This window comes from Phocaeicola sartorii JCM 17136 = DSM 21941, from assembly GCF_054653615.1.
The window spans coordinates 2,192,856-2,211,240 of the sequence record NZ_BAAIFW010000005.1 but is presented as its reverse complement, the minus strand read 5'-3'; the positions used below and the strand labels follow the sequence as shown (position 1 = coordinate 2,211,240).

The 18,385-nt window shown below is 40.5% G+C and carries 17 protein-coding genes and 2 pseudogenes; 9 read left to right on the top strand and 10 right to left on the bottom strand.

Annotation, left to right across the window (positions count from 1 at the left end; translation table 11 throughout):
* Window positions 1-249: 249 nt before the first annotated feature.
* The 8 genes and pseudogenes from ACYQ0C_RS09325 to ACYQ0C_RS09290 form a co-directional block, all read right to left on the bottom strand.
* Window positions 250-663, bottom strand: a complete 414-nt coding sequence (locus ACYQ0C_RS09325; protein WP_016276518.1) for a secondary thiamine-phosphate synthase enzyme YjbQ — start codon at window positions 661-663, stop codon at window positions 250-252.
* 11 nt (window positions 664-674) lie between these two features.
* The gene (locus tag ACYQ0C_RS09320; RefSeq protein WP_016276517.1) at window positions 675-1,877 is read right to left on the bottom strand and encodes a hypothetical protein; all 1,203 of its coding nucleotides are present in this window, start codon (window positions 1,875-1,877) and stop codon (window positions 675-677) included.
* Window positions 1,874-2,518 (bottom strand): ATP-binding cassette domain-containing protein, encoded by a 645-nt coding sequence (locus tag ACYQ0C_RS09315; RefSeq protein WP_016276516.1) that lies wholly within the window; start codon window positions 2,516-2,518, stop codon window positions 1,874-1,876. Before ACYQ0C_RS09315 ends, ACYQ0C_RS09320 begins: the two co-directional genes overlap by 4 nt.
* Complete coding sequence (locus ACYQ0C_RS09310; protein WP_016276515.1) at window positions 2,515-4,047, bottom strand: DUF4836 family protein; 1,533 nt, start codon at window positions 4,045-4,047, stop codon at window positions 2,515-2,517. The genes ACYQ0C_RS09315 and ACYQ0C_RS09310 overlap by 4 nt, the downstream gene beginning before the upstream one ends.
* A 4-nt stretch (window positions 4,048-4,051) precedes the next feature.
* Window positions 4,052-4,753 (bottom strand): 16S rRNA (uracil(1498)-N(3))-methyltransferase, encoded by a 702-nt coding sequence (locus ACYQ0C_RS09305; protein ID WP_016276514.1) that lies wholly within the window; start codon window positions 4,751-4,753, stop codon window positions 4,052-4,054.
* A gap of 28 nt (window positions 4,754-4,781) precedes the next feature.
* Window positions 4,782-5,351: a bifunctional nuclease family protein gene (locus tag ACYQ0C_RS09300; RefSeq protein WP_025077003.1), complete on the bottom strand. Its 570-nt coding sequence runs from the start codon at window positions 5,349-5,351 to the stop codon at window positions 4,782-4,784.
* A 60-nt stretch (window positions 5,352-5,411) separates the two neighbouring features.
* Window positions 5,412-6,692 (bottom strand): MFS transporter, encoded by a 1,281-nt coding sequence (locus ACYQ0C_RS09295; protein WP_016276512.1) that lies wholly within the window; start codon window positions 6,690-6,692, stop codon window positions 5,412-5,414.
* 28 nt (window positions 6,693-6,720) lie between these two features.
* Window positions 6,721-7,023: pseudogene (locus ACYQ0C_RS09290) on the bottom strand (helix-turn-helix domain-containing protein); the annotation flags it as partial.
* Between the two features lie 465 nt (window positions 7,024-7,488).
* Here ACYQ0C_RS09290 and ACYQ0C_RS09285 point away from each other — a divergent pair.
* Complete coding sequence (locus tag ACYQ0C_RS09285) at window positions 7,489-8,262, top strand: DUF4858 domain-containing protein (protein WP_016276509.1); 774 nt, start codon at window positions 7,489-7,491, stop codon at window positions 8,260-8,262.
* Here ACYQ0C_RS09285 and ACYQ0C_RS09280 read toward each other — a convergent pair.
* Together ACYQ0C_RS09280 and ACYQ0C_RS09275 are read right to left on the bottom strand one after the other, a co-directional pair.
* Window positions 8,209-8,583 carry a DMT family protein gene (locus ACYQ0C_RS09280; RefSeq protein ID WP_005851774.1) on the bottom strand — a complete coding sequence of 125 codons (375 nt, stop codon included), beginning with the start codon at window positions 8,581-8,583 and terminating at the stop codon, window positions 8,209-8,211. The two genes, ACYQ0C_RS09285 and ACYQ0C_RS09280, sit on opposite strands and share 54 nt — an antisense overlap.
* 397 nt (window positions 8,584-8,980) lie before the next feature.
* Window positions 8,981-9,353 (bottom strand): annotated as a pseudogene (locus ACYQ0C_RS09275) (helix-turn-helix domain-containing protein); the annotation flags it as partial.
* A 536-nt stretch (window positions 9,354-9,889) separates the two neighbouring features.
* On the opposite strand from ACYQ0C_RS09275, the gene ACYQ0C_RS09270 reads away from it, so the two are divergent.
* The 8 genes from ACYQ0C_RS09270 (at window position 9,890) to ACYQ0C_RS09235 (ending at window position 18,385) form a co-directional block, all read left to right on the top strand.
* Window positions 9,890-10,207, top strand: a complete 318-nt coding sequence (locus tag ACYQ0C_RS09270) for a helix-turn-helix domain-containing protein (protein WP_016276507.1) — start codon at window positions 9,890-9,892, stop codon at window positions 10,205-10,207.
* On the top strand, window positions 10,200-11,291 hold the full coding sequence (locus tag ACYQ0C_RS09265) for a type II toxin-antitoxin system HipA family toxin (RefSeq protein WP_016276506.1): 1,092 nt from the start codon (window positions 10,200-10,202) through the stop codon (window positions 11,289-11,291). The genes ACYQ0C_RS09270 and ACYQ0C_RS09265 overlap by 8 nt, the downstream gene beginning before the upstream one ends.
* A gap of 122 nt (window positions 11,292-11,413) precedes the next feature.
* On the top strand, window positions 11,414-12,124 hold the full coding sequence (locus ACYQ0C_RS09260; RefSeq protein WP_016276505.1) for a hypothetical protein: 711 nt from the start codon (window positions 11,414-11,416) through the stop codon (window positions 12,122-12,124).
* A gap of 110 nt (window positions 12,125-12,234) precedes the next feature.
* Entirely contained in the window at window positions 12,235-12,555 is a 321-nt protein-coding gene (locus tag ACYQ0C_RS09255) for a helix-turn-helix domain-containing protein (protein ID WP_025077000.1), read from the top strand.
* Between the two features lie 119 nt (window positions 12,556-12,674).
* Entirely contained in the window at window positions 12,675-14,048 is a 1,374-nt protein-coding gene (locus ACYQ0C_RS09250) for an ATP-binding protein (RefSeq protein ID WP_016276503.1), read from the top strand.
* A 26-nt stretch (window positions 14,049-14,074) separates the two neighbouring features.
* On the top strand, window positions 14,075-15,136 hold the full coding sequence (locus tag ACYQ0C_RS09245; RefSeq protein ID WP_016276502.1) for a DUF2971 domain-containing protein: 1,062 nt from the start codon (window positions 14,075-14,077) through the stop codon (window positions 15,134-15,136).
* A 115-nt stretch (window positions 15,137-15,251) separates the two neighbouring features.
* Window positions 15,252-15,533 (top strand): helix-turn-helix domain-containing protein, encoded by a 282-nt coding sequence (locus ACYQ0C_RS09240; RefSeq protein WP_016276501.1) that lies wholly within the window; start codon window positions 15,252-15,254, stop codon window positions 15,531-15,533.
* Between the two features lie 23 nt (window positions 15,534-15,556).
* Window positions 15,557-18,385, top strand: coding sequence for a type I restriction endonuclease subunit R (locus ACYQ0C_RS09235; protein WP_016276500.1), 2,829 nt, complete (start codon window positions 15,557-15,559; stop codon window positions 18,383-18,385).

Genomic DNA, 18,385 nt, shown 5'->3' with positions numbered 1-18,385 from the left:
TCCTGTTAAGGAGTATAGACACAAGACGTGAGCGCTTGTTGTATTACACTTGCGCAGCTTTGAAAATTGGGGATTTTCTAAGACAAGGTAATATTTTAAACGCTCTTAATTATATATGTCCCTTCTTGTTTTCAAGTGATTATTCACCCGTTTTCAAGAATTGGCACAAAGGTAAAAAAAGAGTTCCGATTAAAGTGAAATTAATCTATTTTTTTAATAAATAATAGTCCGGATGGGCATCGGAAAGCGTTATTCCCCCATTACAGTGAGCACAATCTTGCGGCCACCTCCATGGTTACGGAATTCACAAAGATAAATTCCCTGCCAAATTCCCATATTCAACCGGCCTTCTGTAATAGGAATAGTGAGGCTGACCCCTATAATTGTCGCCTTTGCATGAGCAGGCATATCATCCCAACCTTCCAAAGTATGTTCGTAATAGGGTTCACGTTCCTTTACCAGATGATTAAAAACAGATTCCATATCCGTACGGACATCCGGATCAGCGTTTTCATTGATACTTAATGCCGCACTGGTATGTTTGATGAACAAATAAAGCAAGCCTGTTTGAGGAAGTGGCGGCAAATTGCGCACCACTTCATCAGTAATCAGGTGAAATCCCCTGGTACGGGGACGAAGTGTAAATTCTGTCTGAGATACCATATCAACTACTATCAACCTTTATGCATCCATATAGATGCCACTTTACGGCGTACCGCTACCATATTAAACAAGGATACACCTATAAAAAGTAAAAGACCTACCACCAAAGCCGGTCCTGCATTTCCTTCCTCCAACTGTGGGAATAACTTTTCTATCAGATCCATATAGTTACCCCGCACATAAATTACAATTCCCACTGATAAAAACAAGACCACGGCATTGAGTAGCAATGTCAGCAGCTGATAAGGAAGCGCCACCTTAGCCGGACTGTAACCTATCAATAACAAATTCTCCAGCTTGGACGTATTCTTTTGCAGCAACAAGTAAATGCTGAGCATCAAGATATAGAAGGAGAGCACACTGATAAGCAAACCTACAGAAAGCACAATTCCTACAATCACTTTCAAGAACCAGGTAGTCTTTCCCGCATCCAGTTTGTCATCTTCCGTATCATATCCCTTGTCTTTAAAGAACTTGGCAATACGGTCGTCCGTAGGATTGTTCACTTCCACAATCAGGCGTGACGGTTCGCTTTTCTGCCCCGGAGCAAACTCATTGTTGGCCCACGTCATGAATGTTTCCGGAACAAGGATCGTATTCAGACGATTGGAGAAACCTGCAATTTTTCCTTTAAAGTTTTCTGTACGCCCCGCACCGGTGATACGTATGTCCAGATTAACCATCCCCATCACTCCTTCCGACAATTGTGGCAGACTGCGGCTTTGTGCAAAACCGAAATTATAAAGATTCAGATAATTACGGGGAATGATAATAGGAACGACCCGCTCATTTTCATCAAACTCCCATTTATCCAAGTTCACATCCACATACTCATCGGGCACAGACTCAAAGAACATGGCTGTGGACATGTGCAACCCCACATTCTCCATCCCCATGCCTGCCGACACTTTAAATTGGGAAGGGGTAAAAGCCCCTACTCCTTTGGTAAACGGCTGCCCGCTGATTTCAGCAATGTCTTGTTCGGAAAAAGTCTTGCTTTTACCAACAAAGGAGCCCAATGTGCTCACCTTCTTGCTGACTATCACATAATCTTTCTTCATGAAACTGTCACCCTCTGTAAAGACAGGCAACACATCCTTATAAAACTGAACACTCAGCAACACAATGACCATGCCACACAGATTGGCAAAGAAAAAACCCGCCAATTGCGGGAAACTGATATGCTGACGTAATAGCTTCCAGACCAACCTCATAGTTTCAACGTTTTTGTGTAGTTCAACTCCAAATGCTTGCCGATAGAAGTCACAATGATACCTGCCCCCTGTCTATCCGCCTCCTCCACCAATATCCGGGACATAATCCGTCCGTTTTCCTCATCCAGATGGCTGATGGGTTCATCCAGAAAAATAAAATCGAAAGGCTGGCAAAGGGCGCGGACCAACGCCACACGCTGCTGCTGCCCGAAAGACATTTTTGCCACCGGTGTGTTCCATTTATCGGCAATGCCGAACTGTTCAAACCAAGCCTTGATTTCTTTCTTGGACTTAAATCCGGTCAGCGAATTTTTCAACTGCACATTCTCCCACGCTGTCAGTTCCGTAAACAAACGCAATTCCTGAAACAACATACTGATGGAACTTTTCCGAATCTCCACCCAGTCGTGCACCGAAAGACTACGGATGTTTTTCCCGTCAAAGCAGATAATACCTTGATAATCGTTACGATATCCGTATATATAGCTGCAAAGCGATGATTTTCCAGTACCGGATGCCGCCTCCACCAAATAAGCTTCTCCGCGTTTCAGAGTCAGCAACTGATGCCAGACATCGGATATAATAGAATCCCTCCCAGCAAAAACTGCAGGGAGGGTCTGTTGTAGTTCTATAGTATTCATAAATTCTCTAATCCACGTACAATCAACTGTAGCACATTGATCTCTTTATCTTTCATTACAATATTCATTTGGGCGCTTTTCCAATCGGGAGCCATGGCATCCACATAGTCGCAAGGTCCCAGAATAGCATTAAACACAGCAGCATCACTACCCAGCATACGGGTTAACCGGGGATTCTCCCGAACGTCCTTCACCAACTGCGCTGCATTGAACGCCATAAAGAAACGGTTCTTCACCACCTCTCCGGCCCAAGGAGTATTCTGCAAAGAAACTCCGTAACGGCGGCCTGCCTCATCTGCCAGTCTTTCATTGTTCGAGATATAAAGCAGATTGTTCTTCACACCAAACCAAATGCTCTGGCGGTAGATACGGAACTCATATTGGTCTTTGCCCGTAGAGTTCAACTGCATCTGTCCACCGGTCATGGCCAACAAGGGACGCAGTTCTTCGAAAGACAGCAAAAAGTCTTTATTCGTCACATCAGCATAAATCAGCAAGTCATTAGTAGACAAAGAGCTATAACCTACAGCAACATCCCCATGAATAGAAGAGAATATACCTTCAATATCTATTGGCAACATCGGATTATCCAGTGCTTGCCTGATGGTAGGATTTTCACAAAGCAAATCATAAATTCCCTTTCCATTGATATTACCACCGGCCCAAACCAACGTATTGGCAGGGAAATATTCCAAATAGGTTCCTTTGATGGATGAGGAAGCGGCCGACTGCTTTTCATACATGGCAATCAAATCCTTGTTCTCGATCAATGTCTCCATGTCCACTACAATTCTGCCTTTTTCGAAAGTGGCGGAAACCAGATATTTGATATCTTCCAGTTTCAAGTCGGCAGGCATTCCCATACGCATCTGCATGGTAATATCATTGGGAATGAATGACAGATTCATCACTGCAACGATTTCACCTTTTGCCGAAGCCAACTTATCAAAGTCTGTCGTCTTTACGTAGCTGTTTTCAGCATCCTGACGCATCAATGACAGCAAACTTCCTTTCAAACTGAGAGCATCTCCTTTATTACTGCCCATCAATAAGAAAGTCCCCTTATTAAAAGCGCACAAAGCTGTCCCCATCTGCGTCCATGTACATCCGCTTTCGCTCTTCAATTTCGTACATATCTGCTCATTCTTCAAAGCCTCCAGCAAATCTTCCACTTTCCCTTCATCATCCACTTTCGCCAATAAAGCAAAAGCATTAGAATGGGGAGTGATGAACATATACACCTTATCAGTAAAAGACAAACCGGATTCCGACGGATTTTGAATAATCTTCTCGGCAGTCTTGTAAGCTTCACCCTCCAGACCGCTTTTTAATGCGTCCGTCAGTTTGGCCACAACCTTTTCTCCTCCTTTACCGTTTATGCCGCTCTTCTCCGCCATCGTCTTGAAGTCGAATGACATAACCATTGCCGCATCCTTAGGAATAGCGTTGGCATATTCACTTTTAGATGAACAAGAAGCCATAAGCAGCACTATCGCTACGAGTGCAAATCCCCAAATACCTTTTCTCATATTCTTATTTTTGGTTTAATAAATTCAGCGTATGACAGGCTACCAAAGCAGCCGTCTCGGTGCGAAGGCGGGATTTCCCCAAACTGACAGGCTGAAAACCTGCCGCTATAGCCTTAGCCACTTCTTCCTCGCTAAAATCCCCTTCCGGACCTATCATCACCAAAGCATCTTCTCCGGAACACAATATATCTTTCAGCAACGGTTTTTCCCCTTCATAACAATGGGCGATGAACTTCTGCCCCTTAAAATTCTGTGAAACGAACTTATTAAAGTCCGTCATTTCATTCAGTACCGGCATAGTCGCCTTTAGCGACTGTTTCACAGCCGATACCAGAATTTTTTCAATACGTCCGCTCTTGATAACTTTCCGTTCGGAATAACGGCAATTCAGAAAAGACAACTCATCAAAGCCTATTTCAGTCGCTTTCTCTGTAAACCACTCGGTACGATCCATATTTTTAGTGGGAGCCATGGCAATATGCAGCCAGCCGTTCCATCCTTTTTCCTGCGGGATCGTTTCCGTTACCTTCACCTGGCAACGTTTGCCACTTGCAGCACTGATTACCGCTTTGTAAAAATAACCTTTTCCATCGGTCAACATTATCTCATCGCCTATGGACAGGCGTAAAACCCGCAAACAATGTCCCGCTTCCTCTTCCGGTAATTCAGGGTTATTCAGTATATCGGGAGTATAAAAAACATGCATAATTCTTCTTGTATTTTCAAATTATATATCAAGCTATGGTATTATTCTCCTCTTCTTGTTCGCGTCGTTTTATCTCATCACGCAAACGGGATGCCAGCTCGTAATTCTCTTCTTCTATAGCCTTTGACAACGCTTCTTTCAGTACCACCACATCAACTGTATTTACATTAACAGAAAATGCCGTATTCCCGACTTCGTGCAACTGCTCACTTTCCATGATCTCGTCAGTCGTATAAATAGGACATCCGCAACGCATAGCCAATGCAATCGCATCGGAAGTACGAGAATCAATTTTAAACGTCTCACTCTCCCTTTCCAGAAACAGATAGGAATAATAGACTCCATCCTTCACCTTATATATCAGCACTTTCTTTAAAGCAGCCCCCAATTCTTTTATTACTGTCAGAAAAAGATCGTGTGTCAATGGTCTGGGCATCTTATACTCCATCATTACCACCTTAATAGCCTGCGCCTCCAACGAGCCGATAATAACAGGCAGCTTACGGTTACCATTCACTTCTTCCAACACCAGTGCGTATGCATCCGCCGGCTGCAATGTAGAGGACATATCATGTACCTTCAATTCTATTTCATCCATAATATTAACTTCCCTTCCACCACTCCAGTCTGCATCAGGAATGGTCACAAAACAACTAATTTATTTAACTTGCCCGGTATCATGCTTATACTTGAATATGACCGCAAACAGTAACGCAACCACCAAGGCATACCCTGCAAAAACAAACCATGTCATGCTCCATCCCTCCATTTGCGGAGCACTGCTGTTCATATCTACAAAATGATTTACCACCGCCTGAGCTCCCAATGTCCCCACCGTAGCACCCACACCATTTGTCATAATCACAAACAACCCCTGAGCGCTGGAACGGATAGATAGATCAGTCTCATTGTTAACAAACAACGAGCCAGAAATGTTGAAGAAGTCGAAAGCCACCCCATACACAATCATGGAAAGCACAAACATCCAAACACCCGGACCCGGATTACCCAGTCCGAACAATCCGAAACGAAGTACCCATGCCAACATGGCTATCAGCATGACACGCTTGATTCCGAAATGCTTCAAGGCAAAAGGTATTAATAAAATGCACAGCGTTTCCGACACCTGTGACAGAGATATCAATGCGTTAGCATGATTCACTCCAAACGTATCGGCATACTCGGGCATTCCCTTGAAACTGCTGAGAAACGGATTGGCAAAACCGTTGGTTATCTGTAAAGAAACCCCCAGCAACATAGAGAATATAAAGAAAATAGCCATTTTTTTCTGTTTGAACAGTGTAAACGCCCGCAATCCCATAGCATCCACCAACGATTTCTTTTCTCCGCCACGACTGACAGGACAGTCAGGCAAAGTAAGCGCATAAACAGCCAGTATTACTCCAAAGCAAGCACAAGAAAAGAACTGCATATAGTTATTTTGGAATCCCAGGATATCCGTCAGCAACATGGAACAGATAAAACCGATCGTTCCAAAAATACGAATCGGAGGAAAAGCGATGACCGGATCCAGTTTTACTTTATCCAGTGCGGTATAAGCAACCGAATTTGTCAATGCCAATGTGGGCATATAAAAGGCTACACTCAAAGAATAAAATGTGAATAAAGTACCGAAATCAACTGCTCCACCATCCATGCAGCCATACCACCCGGCAGCTACCATAAACACGGCAGCCATAAAATGGCAGAAACCATATAATTTTTGAGCAGGCACCCACCTGTCGGCAATAATTCCCATCACAGCCGGCATGAACAAGGAAACAATCCCCTGCATGGCATAAAACAGACCGATCTTGGCACCTAAGCCAATATTAAACAAATAAGTTCCCATGGAAGTAAGGTAAGCCCCCCATACGGCAAACTGCAAGAAGTTCATGACTATCAGTCTGAGTTTCATTCCGGAATTTTCGTTTTTCATCTTTCTTCTTTAATGTGTGTGTTTTATATTATTGGCAAAGATAATACAAAAAAACGAGAATGAGAGAAAATCGGTGAAAGAACATTGGGACCAAGCATTTATACCTCAACCCATACTCTTCCAGCTTGCCGTACAGCGTTGTACGTCTTATTCCGAGTAGTTCGGCGGCAACCTTTCGGTTTCCGTTTGCCTGCTTCAACGCACGCAAAATCCGTTCTTTGTCTTCCGCATCGTTGCGCAGGGCGAAGCTGATGGAAGAGTCCGGCTTCATCACGGCAAGCTCTAAATGTTCTTTCGTAACAAGTCCGGTCTGCGCCTGTAACACCGCCCCGAATTGCAGGCCCTCTCCCTCTCCACTGGCATCTATAATAGTTTCGAACGGCACATCATGAACGTGCCATGTACGGACACCGAAGTATATCTGCCAGCCTTTGACAAACGTATTCCCGTGCGTATCACCAAGATAAAGGATGCAAAATGAAAAGGGGTGTACATTATGACACACCTTCATTTTTATTCTCCGGTGAATACCGGAAACAGATCAAACGGACAAAACGGGACCAATAATCCATTATTCATTCACCCAAAAGGCACATTGGAAACAAGTTAAGAAATATATAACATGAATATGGATCCTACCATTCTCCTCGGAGATAAAATACAAATGAATCTTTTTATTAACCAAATAAAATTTAAAGCATTCACATTATAAACAATTAATAACTCGAATTTAACTAGCATTAAACACGCTCCGGATTACTTTTGCCATCAATTATAATCAATAAAGAAAAGACGAATGACCCGGAGGGTAAATATCAGCATATTATTCTGCACTATCAGTGTACTGGCAGCACAAGCACAATGGAGCAAACAAGACTCAATTCGTTTACAGGAGTTATTGAATGAAGATGGAGAACTAAAAATAAATACAGAAGCCGTAAAGTCTATCCATTTCGATTTTAAATCAGACAAAGACAATATAAAAGGCACCCCACTCATGTCCGAAGATAAACCGTGGATGAAGTTTCTAAAAGACTTGCCCAAAAACTTTGGCGACACGACCAAATGGGTACGTCCTAAATTTGTGCGTCTTACCCCTTACACTCCTTATACCACATGGCATGAAGATCCGGTTAATGACCCCATTTTCCTGAATAACAGAAAAGACTCCCTGAAAATGTCATGGAAACTCAATATCAAACTAATTCCCGGTTTGCGAAACGGCTATGTGATATTGCCTGCCGGCATGGACCAAACAGTGACTCCCAGTAATAATCCATTAATAGGAGGGCTGGATGCCGATAAGTTCCTGTATGAATCTTTAAATAAACGAGGACGTGCCATCCGACGTAATCGTAATCGTGCCAAAGGTTGGAAAATCTATCAAAGTTATGTACCAACCCGACAGGATTCCATGTTGTTTCCCAGAATCAGCAAAATATCCCAACAAAATTCATTGCCAAAGCAAGATACTTTGTTTATCAAAAAGGATTCAGCAGTTATCAACCAAGATTCACTACTTCTTAAAGACAAAATAAACGGCAAGCACCAGACAAAGAAAAGCCGCTAAGTGATTCCATTTTAGCTCTGTTTTGAATGCCCAAACAGAAAATAATGTAAATACAGCCAATGTGATAACTTCTTGAATCACTTTGAGTTGCATAATATCAAACGGACCTCCACTATCTTTAAAACCAAGACGATTGGCAGGAACCTGAAGACAATACTCAAAAAAAGCAATTGCCCAGCTAAATGCAATCACACCAATCAACGGAAGGGCTGCAAACCAACTGAACTCTTGTCTCATCTTTAAATGACCATACCAGGCAAACGTCATAAAGACATTTGAAAAAATCAATAAAATCACTGAATAAATTCCATGAGATAACATATATTCTAATCTATTTTTTATCAGAAAACAATCTGCTTACAATATCCATTATGCTTTAATAACTCCATATTGGCAAACATTTTCGGAATGCAAAGATAATGGAAATAATCGAATAAAGAATAATACAACAAATTATTGCTACTCCCCTCTTCCTTAAATTTTCCAATAAACAAAAAACAATCAGCCCTATCCCTCTTCTGGTCTGTTATTTGTTAAGGAATTAGCTTATTTACTAAACCATGTTATAAAATGCATTCTTTCATTTCCAAAATTTGGAACTACCTCAAAAGTATGTATCTTTGCATCGTGTTTTTCATAGTATTAGATTTAAGGTTAACAAAAGATTGGCTGTCTGGGAAGATAGCCTTTTTTATTCCCACTAAATAGCAGCAAAAGAGCCATAAACCGAGTTACAAGGGAGTTTGAATTTTTTCATTGCATCCTTGACGGTGTAATATTCAGCCTTGCTTTCCTGTTCCAATGTTTTGGACAGATCGAAATGGAGTTTGGAATAAAAATCTGTCCGCGTTCTTTCCTGGATGGGATATTGTTCCAATACACCTACAAACGGATGGCGACACGCGCCATGCCCGTACATCTCTTGAATTTCTTCCGGTGTGTAATTCGGTCAGGTCAAAGTCTTTTTTCTCAACCTGTCGCTCGTAAGATTTGCTTTTGAGCATTAATTCAATATCGGCACACCTCACCAAAGTCATTCTTCCACTGATTTGGAGTGCTCTTAGTTTATCCTCTTTGATTAATTTACAAATAATTATAGTTGGTGATGGCTGTTTCCAAGCCATCACTTTCCGATGCAGCATATTAGACTGATTGGCTGTCAGTAATTTATGACTTAAAAGATAGACTGCTCAAAAATTTACTTGTTTTTTCGCCGAAAATTGAAGATTTAACGTTTTTTTTCTTAGTTTATCTCAAACGAAGGGAAAAAAGAGGGAAATCGCTCTTTTAGCCCTTGTAATCCTCGGTTCACAAAGGTAAGGCATATCGGTGATTATTTCGCCGATTGTGGCTGTAAAATCATAGATAGGTTCACGTATATTTTAGCTTAATTATTACAGCCAAAAGAAAAAGTTGGTATGTATAGTTCGACTTTGGCGTAGCCATCTCTTTTCTTCCCTTTTTTAGCTTTACTTTAATGTGCGTATATACGAATACGGGGATAAAGTAAAGTCATTTTTGCTTTTGACAAGCAAAATTCATTCTCTGATATGATGTGTGAATGAGGATTTGTTTGTATCTTTGTAATAAATAATATTTTGGTTGTAAATTTGATTATTGGGATAATATGAATAATATATTAGCGTTTAATGTTGCCAATCCGAGCGAGGTTGCATTGCAGATAGCATCAAGGATTAAAGCAAGACGGCTTGAACTGGATTTGACACAAGAGGGGTTGGCTACAAGAGCCGGGGTCAAGTTTGCCACGTACCGTAGATTTGAGCAGACAGGAGAAATTTCGCTGAGGGGATTGCTTCAGATCGGATTTGCATTAAATGCACTTTCTGAATTTGATGCTCTTTTTGCACAAAGACAATATCAATCATTGGATGATGTACTGAAAGAACAAAGTGTTACCCGCAAAAGAGGAAAGAAAAATGAATAGCATAAAGCAGATAGAGGTAATATATGATAATAGACTGGTTGGCAGATTGGCTTTAACCAAAGAGAGTTTATGTGCATTTGAATATTCGGCAGAGTGGCTCAATTCTGGTTTTTCCATATCTCCGTTTGAGTTACCATTGCGCAGTGGGGTATTTATAGCAAAACCTCGTCCGTTTGATGGCGGATTCGGTGTTTTTGATGATTGTTTGCCTGATGGATGGGGATTGTTTATTCTTGATAGATATTTGCAGCGGAACGGAATCAATCCACGAACATTGTCTTTGCTTGACCGTCTTGCGTTGGTCGGTTCTACTGGACGCGGGGCATTGGAATTTCGTCCAGACAAGAGTGTTGTATCAAAGCAAGAGTACGCAGATTTTGAAAAATTGGCATTGGAGGCGGAACAGATTCTTGATAGCGACAATTATAACGGAGAGGGAATTGAGGAGTTTCAATATAGAGGTGGTTATCCGGGTGGTGCTCGTCCCAAAATCTTTACTCGTTATGATGGGAAAGAATGGTTGGTGAAGTTCCGGGCAAAGAGAGATTCCAAACAGATTGGTGAGGATGAATACCGTTATTCGCTTCTTGCTAAAGAGTGTGGGATTGAGATGCCGGAAACACGACTTTTCGAGGATAAGTATTTCGGTGTGGAGCGATTTGACCGTACACCGAACGGGAAATTACATGTGGTAAGTGTTGCCGGGTTGATAGGTGCTGATTATCGACTGCCAAGTATCGACTACTTACATATCTTTAAGGCATGTGCAGCGTTGACACATAATGTGGCTGAAATGTGGAAAGTGTATCGTCTTATGGTGTTCAATTGCTTGATTGACAATAAAGATGACCATGCGAAAAACTTTGCATTTATCTATAGTGATGGTGACTGGCATTTTGCACCGGCATACGACCTGTTGCCAAGCGATGGAATAAACGGATTCCGCACCACTTCAATCAATGATAGTATCGAACCTACAAAGGAGGATTTATTTGCTGTGGCGGTAAAGGCTGGGTTAAATGATAAAGAAGCAATTGAGATGTTTAAAATAATGACGAATATAATAAGAGGGAAAAAACTATGAGTGGTGATTCAAGAAAGAAACTATTTAGTCACCTAGTGCAACATAATGCTGAAATACGAATCATGAAAAACTATCTTCACAGCAAGATGATGTTATTTTAAATAGTATAATAGAAAGATAATATGAAATATAAGAAAAGCCCTTTAGACTCTTTTTTACAACAACGGATAAGTGATAATGCAAGAGAGCTAAAGAATACTCTTAATGAAACGTTACAGACGGAGCAAGATTGTCTGGAACAAATACGTCTAAGCCTAAATCATTGTAAGAAAAATATTGCAGATATTGAGAGGCAAGTTAAAAAGTGTAGTTTAGCGTCTTTGCCAGTTTATGAAGCTAAAAAAGCTGCATTCAAAGATAATCTAACCATATGGAACATGCTGGGGCATATTCAGATGGCAAGCATTGAAATGAAGGAATATTTAAAACGCTTGTCTGTTGAGAATATTGACGAATGGGAGCAACGAGATGTTATTAAATCAGCATATACAGCGATATACGAGACTTCAAAAAAGTTGGTTGATACCACAGGCAATATTATCAAATTTATCCAGCACTATTTTCCAAGTTATGATTATGGGACATTCGCTGTAGCCAAAAAAGAACTTACTAGGTTTAGGGAGCAAAATACAGCTGAATTAACTCGCGTTAGAAATGGTATAGATGCCCATAGGGATGTAGAAGTCAGTACACAGATAGACTTAATAGAAGGATTGCATTTAGCTGAAGCGGTACAGTTAATTATTGACTATGGAAATATTGTTAATAAACTTGGCAATGTAACAAATCCGATTATAGAATTGGGTATAAAAAGATTGCAAGCATGCTTTTAGATTATAATAATTTCATACTTTACGGAATGGAAATATTAGATGATATACCAATAATACGTTATTAAATAAATAAAAAGTGGTATCTTTGCATATTATATGATGTATTGAGTATGGCAAAGAATACAATGGGTACTAAATTGCCCCGAAAACTGGAGCAGAAGATGCAGGTTGTGGGAGAGCAGATTAAGTTGGCTCGTCTACGCAGGAATTTGAGTGTAGCTCAGGTGGCTGAACGTGCTACCTGTTCCCCGTTGACTGTATCCCGAATAGAGAAAGGTGTACCGACAGTGGCAATCGGTATTTACTTGCGTGTTTTGTATGCCTTGCAACTTGATGATGATATTCTATGGCTGGCCAAAGAAGATAAATTGGGAAAAGCCTTGCAGGATTTGAGTTTGAAAACAAGGAAACGAGCTTCAAAAAAGAGATAAAGTTTATATTCTCCTATAAGTAAGTTAAAAATGTTTTTATGAGGATAAAAAACAAGACTTGTAATTCTGTATTATGATATAAAATCATTATGTTTGCAGGGCATAATTAAGCAAGGCGTATGAAATTCGTTAATAGAATAGATGAAGCAGCACGTTTGAAGGATGCTCTTGCAAGAGAGAAGCCCTCGTTAGTTGTGATGTACGGCCGCAGGCGATTGGGCAAGTCAACGCTTATCAAAAGAGTGTTGTTGGACAATGATGTTTATTTTCTTGCCGACCGTTCTGAAGGCCAACATCAGAGAGTATTGCTTGCAAAAGTAATAGCACAAGTGTTCCCGGATTTCGACAAACTGACATATCCGGATTGGGAATCTATGTTTCGTGCGGTCAATTATCGAACAGACAAGCGTTTTACTTTATGCTTGGATGAATTTCCATATCTTGTGGAACAATCTTCGGAACTGCCGTCTGTTTTGCAGAAACTGGTGGACGAGAAACAACTGAAGTATAATCTTGTGCTTTGTGGCTCGTCACAAAACATGATGTATGGGTTGTTTCTTGATTCTACAGCACCTCTTTATGGTCGTGCTGATGAGATAATGAGGCTTGCACCGATACGTTTGCCGTATATTCAGGAGGCTTTGAGTCTTGATGCGATGAACGCTATTGAAGAGTATGCCGTATGGGGAGGTGTGCCACGTTATTGGGAACTAAGGGAAAACAGAAATTCGCTTGATGATGCATTGTGGCATAACATCCTTTCAGTAAATGGCACTCTTTACGAAGAACCTATAAAACTGTTTCAAGATGATGTTAAGGATATTGTCAAGACTTCGACAATAATGTCTTATATCGGTACTGGTGCAAATCGGCTTTCCGAGATTGCTGCACGATGCAATGAACCGGCAACAAATCTGTCACGACCATTAAAGAAACTTATCGATCTCGGATTCTTGGAAAAAGATGTTCCGTTCGGGATTGAAGAAAAGAATGCGAAAAAGAGCCTTTATAAGATCGCCGATCCGTTTATGGCATTCTATTACCAGTTTGTTGTTCCGAATCGCTCGTTTATTGAACTTGGTCGTTGCTTGCCCATTGAACAGGCTTTGAATGCCCATTTCTCGGAATATGTGAGTATGCAATGGGAAAAATTGTGTCGGGATGCTGTCACAGGAAATCTTGTGGGTAGAGTAGTTTATGGCAAGGCAAAACGCTGGTGGGGTTCTGTTCTCAATGAGGATAAGAAGCCTGAACAAGTCGAATTTGATGTAATGGCAGAATCGCTTGATAAAAAGTATCTGCTGGTTGGGGAATGTAAATGGACAACCCAAGAGAATGGCAAACTGCTAACAGCCGAACTTCTCCGCAAAGCCAATCTGCTGCCGTTTGCCAAGAACTACACTATCGTTCCGATGCTGTTTCTTAAGAATACTCCGAAAGATGATATTGGGAATGCGATGTTGCCGGAAGATGTTGTTGAGTTAATGAAATAAAGAAATAACAAATTCATGATTTGCTGATGTTGGATTTTAGAAAACAATTCCAAGAGATTATAGAACAATCTTATATCCCTTTCAATATAGATAAAACTGCGACTTCTGACGTATGGAGTAATATTTATAAGTTAGTACTTCCCAATATACCGGAAAAACTTTTTAGGTATCGTAGAATAGACGATAAGGGCTATACAATTGAATCATTTAAATCTAAAACTATTTCATTATGCCATGCGGGAATGTTTCCAGATAAATATGATTCGTATTTATATATAGATCAAGATAAGATTCACAAAGATCTAAAAAATGCATTGAAAGATGCATTGCGCATAACATTGTCGCATATAACACAGAAATCCCCTGAAATAAGGACGGAAAAAGCAACGAAAATATGTTATTATAGAGAGTGCGGATATACGGATGAACAAATTATAGATAAAATATTGACAGATGATTATGTTGATTTTTGCAATAATATAGGGGTTGCCATAAAAAAACAAGAATCGCGTTTTAGAAATCCACGAAATAGTGCAAAAATTGCCTGTTTTACAGAAAGTGTGCAGTCTAAGTATATGTGGGATAGATATGCAGATGGATATAAGGGGTTTGCATTAGAATATGATCTCAGGCAGTGCATTTTTAAATATAATTCATTGGGAATGAATGTTAATCTCTTTCCTGTGATTTATACAGATTTAAGACCGGACGTTACATTGGATGAGGGCAATATTCATACTTACGAATATTTCAAGCAGATTGGAGATAAAAATTGGTTGAACTTTTTGTCGTCTATGATATCTGTTAATCAATTATATTGGTATCGAGCTTATCTTTATAAGGACAGAAAAGAATACGAGCACGAACATGAATGGAGAATGCTTTATTATAACTTAGAAGATGAGAATGATTATGTTGCAATTCCGGATGTTGGATGCTTGAAAGCAATCTATTATGGTCCAGATATATCACAAAAGGATAAGCAAGAATTGCATCGGATTGCAGTTGAAAAAGGATTAAAAGAGTATGATGTTGATCTTGATGCGGGTAGCCGTAGATATGATTTAAGAGTAACAGTAATTAAATAGGAATATTCTTTGCCACAAAAAGAACTGGTCAACAACCTGAAAGTTGTGTCATCTCAATTATTTATAGTACCTTTGCCTACAAAATAAGGCAAAGGTATTTTTTTTGATGCATACAATGGCTAAAGAAAAGATAGACACCGCGTTGGAAATAAAAGAGGAAACAGTGGAATGCAAAGGCGAAAATTGGGTTTGCCATTCGCAGGCTATAGCCGCAACTATGTCGAACCGAATGGGAGAACTTGGCATGACACAACGAGTGCTGGCTGAGAAAATGAACTGCACCCAGCAGTATGTTTCTAAAGTGTTGAAAGGCCGAGAGAATTTGTCATTGGAAACTTTGTGCAAAATAGAAAATGCATTAGGCATCAAAATATTACAAGCTGGAATAAATAGGTAATAACACTATAGCAGGGCAAGAATATGTCAACACAAAGCGAAGCGGCATTAGAAGCCGGATTGATAGCCACACTTCGACAAATGGACTACGAGTATGTCCAAATTGTCGAAGAGGATAATCTTTATGCCAATTTCAAACGTCAGTTGGAGATTCATAACAAGAAACAATTGGCAGAGGTTGGTCGTACTTCATTTACGGATGAAGAGTTTGAGAAGATATTGATTTATCTCGAAGGTGGAACTCGTTTTGAAAAGGCCAAGAAACTTCGTGACCTCTATCCGCTTGATACCACAAACGGACAGAGGATTTGGGTGGAATTTCTCAATCGTACCCAGTGGTGTCAGAACGAGTTTCAGGTCTCAAATCAGATTACTGTTGAAGGACGGAAAAAATGCCGCTATGATGTGACTATACTTATCAATGGTTTGCCATTGGTTCAGATAGAATTAAAGCGCAGGGGAGTAGAACTCAAACAGGCTTACAATCAGATACAACGTTATCATAAGACCTCGTTTCATGGATTGTTTGACTATATTCAGTTGTTTGTTATCTCAAATGGTGTAAATACCCGTTATTTTGCCAATAATCCCAATAGCGGTTATAAGTTTACATTTAATTGGACGGATGCCGCCAATCATCCGTTCAATGAGTTGGATAAGTTTGCCGTATTCTTTTTGGAAAAATGTACGCTTGGCAAAATCATAGGGAAATATATCGTGTTGCATGAGGGCGACAAGTGCTTGATGGTGCTTCGTCCTTATCAGTTCTATGCCGTAGAAAAAATTCTAGATCGTGTGCAGAACTCCAACGATAACGGCTATATATGGCATACAACAGGAGCCGGAAAGACATTGACTTCGTTCAAGGCTGCACAACTTGTATCGGAATTGAACGATGTGGATAAGGTTATGTTTGTTGTTGACCGACACGACCTTGATACTCAAACGCAATCGGAATATGAAGCGTTTGAGCCGGGTGCGGTGGATAGTACTGATAATACGGATGAACTTGTGAAACGGCTTCAAAGCAATTCCAAGATTATCATCACTACCATTCAGAAACTCAATGCTGCAGTCAGCAAGACGTGGTATAGCAACAAGATTGAAACTATTCGCCACTCACGTATCGTGATGATATTTGACGAGTGCCACCGCAGCCACTTTGGGGATAGTCATAAGAAGATTATGAAGTTCTTTGACAATGCTCAAATCTTTGGCTTCACGGGAACACCTATCTTTACTGAAAATGCAGTAGATGGGCATACCACTAAAGAGATATTCGGAAATTGTCTTCATAAATATCTTATTAAGGATGCTATAGCCGATGAAAACGTGCTTGGGTTCCTTGTGGAGTATTATCATGGGAACGAAGTTGTTGACAACGACAATCAAACTCGTATGGAGGAAATCGCCAAGTTTATCCTTAACAATTTCAACAAATCCACATTCGACGGAGAGTTTGATGCCTTGTTTGCAGTGCAATCTGTGCCGATGCTTATACGCTATTACAAGATATTCAAATCGTTGAATCCGAAAATCCGTATTGGTGCTGTGTTTACTTACGCTGCTAACAATAGTCAGGATGATGAACAGACTGGCATGGGTACAGGGCAGTATGAAAAAGAGAGCGTGGGTGAGGCGGATGAACTGCAAGCCATTATGGACGATTATAACAATATGTTCGGCACTGCCTTTACTACAGAAAATTTCCGTGCCTATTATGATGACATCAATCTGCGCATGAAAAAGAAGCGAGCTGATCTGAAGCCGCTTGATCTTTGCCTTGTTGTCGGAATGTTCCTTACCGGTTTCGACAGCAAGAAACTTAATACGCTCTATGTTGACAAGAACATGGAATATCACGGTTTGTTGCAGGCATTCAGCCGGACAAACCGTGTGTTGAACGAGAAGAAACGTTTCGGTAAAATCGTTTGCTTCCGTGATTTGAAAAACAATGTTGATACGGCAATCAAGTTATTCAGCAACTCGGACAATCCAGAAGATATAGTACGCCCTCCGTTTGAGGATGTAAAAAAGGAATATAAATGCTTGGCAACAGAGTTCCTGAAAAAATATCCTACACCCGGCAGTATAGATTTTCTGCAAAGCGAAAATGACAAGAAGAATTTTGTGCTTGCATTTCGTGATATTATTCGTAAACATGCGGAAATCCAGATATACGAAGATTATAGCGAGGAGGCGGAAGACCTCGGTGTGACTGAACAGCAATTCAACGACTATAAGAGTAAGTATCTTGATATTACGGTCGGGTTTATAGAACCGCCTGCAACTCCATCAGTCGTAGCGGAAGATCCTGTCCCATATGGAAATAATCAAGGGCTGGAAGATATAGATTTCTGTCTTGAACTTTTGCATAGCGACATTATCAATGTGGCGTATATCCTTGAACTCATTGCGGAACTTGACCCATATAGTGCCGATTACGCAGAACGCCGTCAGAATATCATTGACACGATGATTAAAGATGCCGAGATGCGTAGCAAAGCCAAACTTATCGATGGTTTCATTCAAAAGAATGTGGATGACGATAAGGAGAACTTCATGATGCAGCGAGGCAAGGTCGACGGGACAAGCGATTTGGAAGAACGGTTGAACCGCTATATTGCCGTTGAGAGAGAAAATGCTGTTAATTCATTGGCTGAGGAAGAGGAGATATCGCCATCAGTACTGAATCACTTCCTTAAAGAATATGATTACCTGCAAAAAGAGCAGCCGGAAATCATACAAAAGGCATTGAAAGAAAAGCATCTAGGTCTTATAAAAACCAGAAAGGCGTTAACGAGAATAATGGAAAGATTGCGTAATATAATAAGAACGTTTAATTGGGAATAA